This is a genomic window from Putridiphycobacter roseus (genome assembly GCF_003234935.1).
GTDB lineage: Bacteria > Bacteroidota > Bacteroidia > Flavobacteriales_D > Crocinitomicaceae > Putridiphycobacter > Putridiphycobacter roseus.
In genome coordinates, this window is sequence record NZ_QKSB01000030.1 from 1 (window position 1) to 4,814 (window position 4,814).

Below are 4,814 nucleotides of genomic sequence, written 5' to 3' on the forward strand. Positions count from 1 at the left end.
AACTATAGAAGTATAAATCCGGTGTTATTACAAAATTAGCGAGAAAAAAACTTGTTTATAAGCTCAGTTCTTTGTTAGCTACTGCTTATTTTTTAATACTACGAGAACGTTCAGTCGTAACTCTAACACTTTACCATTTTTCGTTTACCTTGGTCCTATAATCGGTTTTCAACTGTTATCAGAGTATTCTCACAATCCTAAATTCCACACTCAATTCATGTTTAAAAAGCAGTCGCCCTGCACTCAATTGATTTTTCTGGGTTTTGCGTACAATCTGCGAAGTAAATAAAGCTAAAATCGCGATTAAAAAGAGATCTAGGTTAAATAAAGACTTGAGATTTTAAATGACTTTCCACTTTATGGTATACTCTGAGTGCAATTCGACGAATTAATACAGTTAATGATGAAGTCAATAAACTCACTTCTGAGAATTCAGTTATCATGCTTACCCGCTTTTTCAATTATTTCATTCATTTCATGCTTTGTAATTTTCAAATCTTTTAAATATAACAGCCAGCCTCCCAAGTAGCAAAAGATAGATACTGAAATCATAATATGGATGGTATAAATACTCTGTTTTATTATCCCTGTGATCAAAATATAAGTCAGAAATAAAAACATTACAATCAACGGTCCCTTTCTGGATTCCAGATTGATTACTAAATAATCACCATTTAAATCTTTTTCAAAAGCACCCCTAATCATTGCTCGACCAGTGTTGTAATACCAAAGCCTTTTTTCTGCTAGAAAACCATGTTTTGTGATTTTTCCCTCTAGTCGTCCCTCATTATCCCCAATAATGTTTTCTAAGTGGTCATAGAACTCATTTGGATTTTCAATTTTAACTCTCGTTTTCTTGAATGGAGGGTATAGTCTCATTTTATTGTTGTAGCTAACGGTTGGGCTATGAAGCGTACTTTTTTGTGTTGCGCCTGCGGCAAAAAAGTATGATTTATGAGCCATTGTTGGCAACCGTAATTTAATCTTCAAAAACAATTATTAAAGAGTCATTATGTAACTTCTCAAAATTTGCATTCCATAAACCAATTCGAACTAATTCGCTTCTTATAAATTGATAATTCTCGTCGGAATGCAGAATTGTAGAACAAGTACTTGAGTAAATAGAGTTTGGTTGACACTCTTTAAGTAATTCTTCCATTGAGTTTAAAAGTTTATTACGTCTTTGAATAATCTGTCTTTGATTGTACAATTCTAATTTTTCTAGAATGTTTTCGATTGTTTTTTGCAACTCTTCTCCAACCTCAAATCTTTTTAAGACTGCTCTTTCTGTATTATTTAAGTTGACAACATCAATTGTTGTCTTACCTAAAGTATCTTTCCCTTTAAATCTGTAATTCCTTAGTCTTAAGTGATTAATTGGCTCTATATTAAATGGATTAATAATTGGTTCTATCAAAACATCATGAGTACTTTTACTTCCATTACATCGCTTGCATGAAGGAAGTAGGTTTTCCCAATTTAAAACCAAATCTGGATAGTCATCTTTGTCCTGAAAATGCTCGACCTCCATATATTTACTTTCTTCTTTTAAGGCACATTCACAATAAGCACATTTATTAAAACTCAATTCCAACAAAGAGTTTTTAAGGTCATTAATATTCCATACATTCTTTGCTGAATTTTTAAATTCATCTGTTTTTTCTTTGACGAATTTGGGAGATAAACAGGCAGGTGTATGGGTTCTATTTAGTTTTATCATCTTAATTTTTAATTGAGGCTAACTGAAATTTTAATAATTTCCGAACATGATTCTGTGGATGCAGAATAGAGTCAATTTGCTCATAGCATTCTTTTGCTTTTTCATATTCTTCAGCATCTATATACATTCCAAAATTATCTAGTAGATTGTTAAATAAATCAGTTCTTAAATCACTCATTCCCATTACGTCTGTCAACACTTCTTCAATTGTCCAGCCTTGAAAGCCATATTTACTATCAGGCAGTTCTCTCTGAATAACTTTTCCATTTTCTACACCAAGTGAAATAATTTGATTCGGATTGGCGGCTTGTATTATATGCGGGCTATGAGTTGTTACGATAAATTGTGCCTTGGGAAACATCTCTGACAAAACCCTTACGATAGTTGATTGCCATTCAGGATGAAGGTGTAAATCTATTTCATCAATTGTTATAATACCATCAAAATCAACAGCATTAATTCTCGGGTTTTTAAAACGAAATTCAATTTCCTTTATAATTCCAAATGAAATAGCTATAATAGATTTAAAACCTGATGATAGATATTCATAATATATCTCACCACTTGGGGTATTTACCATTATTTCATTAGATGAAGCATCAACTTTACTGAATGTAAATGATTCATTTAATAATGAAAAACATTTTTTAGCTAATTCATAATTTGCTATTTGTTCATCTTTAAGAGCTCCAGGATGAGCTGAATATAAGAATCGATTAACAAACCAACTTTTTATATCATTTAATGTAATACCTGTTCTAGCTTCACTATAAAATGTATCTTCTCTCTTCTCAGTGTCCTTAGGAACTGATGCTAGTGGACTATATTGTAGATTTCTGGTAGTCTTTAATGAAAAAAGTTTTTTTGAATCTTGATAAAATCCTGTTAAATTATTTTGGGCTTCAGGAACAAATGTGTCAAATTCAATTTTCATTTGCTTATTTTCCCCATCAACTTCAATTACTCCTTGAATTATAGCTTTTTCAGAGTTTACATTTCTTTTAAGGATAGTTGTAGTTCCAGCAGAGAACAGATGGGCAATAGTTTCTAAAATTGTAGTCTTCCCAATTCCATTAGGACCACATAGTAGATTCATGTGGTCATCAAATGTCAATTCAATGGATTCTAGCCCTCCAACTCCTTCGATTAATATTTTTTTAATTTTCATTATAATATTCTATCAGTAGTGTTTTATTTTTATGGTTGCCAACGTTTGAGCATGTTTTCGTTGCTGTAAGGTACGAAACAGCTATGAAATATGCTTGTTGTTGTAGCCATTTCTTTTTATTCACATAGGCGTGAATAGCCAGTACAAGCTTTGTAGTCACCTAATTCACAAGCTTTTTTTATATATTCGCAAGACTTTTCTGTATTTCCTTTTTTTCCATATAATATTGCACATTTCATATATGAATCTGTATTGTGTGGATTCAATTTTATTGCTTTTTCAAAGTCAGATATTGCAGAATAAAAACTACCTCTTCTTTGATGAACATTGCCTCGTAAATAATAAGATGCGCTGTAGGTTGAATTGTACTGTAGTGACCTATCAAAATCTTCTTCTGCTTTATCAAGTTCGTTTATCATCAAGTAGGACAACCCTCTGTTATGGTATGCCAAATAATCTCCAGGGTTTTCTTCCATTGCTATAGTAAATGTTGCTATGGAAGTTAAATAATCTTCTTGTTTACTTTCAAGAAGTCCCTTTTTGATTAATTGTGAATAAAAAGAACTATCAATTTTAAAGCTGGATATATTATGGAAATTAAGCCATTTTTGCGTTGGACAATCTGTTATGCAATTACCACTTTTATCAATGTAAAAAGTTTTCTCTTTTAAAGTTACTTTTGCTTTACCATTGCTAAATCTTTCAGCTTTTTTGAAAATCGGTTTAATTATAAGATTTCCGTTTCTGTCGGCATAACCACTCTGCATGCCTTCTACCCAAACAGAGTATAAACCTTCACCATAATTCGAAATAGACTCATACTTATCAAAGGGGATTACAAAGTTTCCCAAATAATCTATAACAGCATCATGACCCTTTAAACTAATTTTAAATAGTAATTCATTTTTATTGCTTCCATTTAAAGTCATAATATCGTCATAAAATTGAAGATTATTTATCTTGTTATTAGTGTTTTCTAAATCATAAAGTTTGTAAGCCAATTTAGTAGGATATTTATACATGTCCTCTTTATTCATAATTGCGTAATTACCCACTATCCTATTAACACAACTGAATTTTGCGTCAGTTACTTGTTCCCCTTTAGTATTGAATAGACAAGTCGATTTTTTTTCTTCGTCTAGTCTTACTTCAAAGTATTTACCGTTGTGTAATTTTACAATGTTATATGCTATCGTAGGGATAATTTCTTGATTGCTTGCATTGAAAACTCCTGCTTTTCCATCATCCTTAACCTCAAAAAATTCGTTCTCAAGATGTACTAAATTTTCGTATTCTATCGGAATTGCAATCTGTCCTTCTTTATCAATCAAACCTTCTTTTTGATTTAATCTCACAATTGCAAAGCCATCATAAAAAGTTCCAGCCCAATCATATTTTTTTTCAATTACAAGCTCTTGGCTATTATTAACGTATCCATACTTTCCAGTAGAAAAATCCTTTACAATAGCCATTCCATTTTGGAATTGACTTTTCTTGTCCTGTCCTGTCCAATCACAAGAGGATAAAAGTCCAAGGAAAATTGTAGGAATCAATATCGCCATGATTTTTTTCACAATTCTGACTAAAGTTTTTTTGTAGTTCTGTTTCCACTTTTCAGTCATAATTTTTCCTATTTTCTGCTATCTAAATGTTTGCTTAAAGTTATTATTTGTTTTTTCCTCAAAGGGAGGAGTTGGCTACAACGTTTGTGTATGTTGTCGTTGCTAGCCCGAAGGGCAGCTATGCAATATACATATTGTTACATGCTGTTTTATTTTACAATGTACTATATTTTAACATTCTACACCTGTTTTTATATCGTTTTTTTTTCAGCTTTCGTTCATTTTGACTTGGCACAAAACGAACCAAAAACCCAAGACCCGCACAAATAAATAATTTCATCCTGCGCAAAACAAAAGTTCGGCC

At 31.6% G+C, this 4,814-nt stretch carries 4 protein-coding genes; all 4 read right to left on the reverse strand.

Annotation, left to right across the window (positions count from 1 at the left end):
* Positions 1–432: 432 nt before the first annotated feature.
* The 4 genes from DNU06_RS17210 to DNU06_RS17225 all read right to left on the reverse strand — a co-directional run bounded on the left by DNU06_RS17210 (position 433) and on the right by DNU06_RS17225 (position 4,510).
* Positions 433–990 carry a hypothetical protein gene (locus tag DNU06_RS17210; RefSeq protein ID WP_146239318.1) on the reverse strand — a complete coding sequence of 186 codons (558 nt, stop codon included), beginning with the start codon at positions 988–990 and terminating at the stop codon, positions 433–435.
* Entirely contained in the window at positions 980–1,720 is a 741-nt protein-coding gene (locus DNU06_RS17215; RefSeq protein WP_111064745.1) for an HNH endonuclease, read from the reverse strand. The genes DNU06_RS17210 and DNU06_RS17215 overlap by 11 nt, the downstream gene beginning before the upstream one ends.
* A 1-nt stretch (position 1,721) precedes the next feature.
* A complete protein-coding gene (locus DNU06_RS17220) occupies positions 1,722–2,888 on the reverse strand; it encodes an AAA family ATPase (RefSeq protein WP_111064746.1) in 1,167 nt (388 codons plus the stop codon).
* A gap of 116 nt (positions 2,889–3,004) precedes the next feature.
* Entirely contained in the window at positions 3,005–4,510 is a 1,506-nt protein-coding gene (locus DNU06_RS17225; RefSeq protein WP_111064747.1) for a WG repeat-containing protein, read from the reverse strand.
* Positions 4,511–4,814 lie beyond the last annotated feature (304 nt).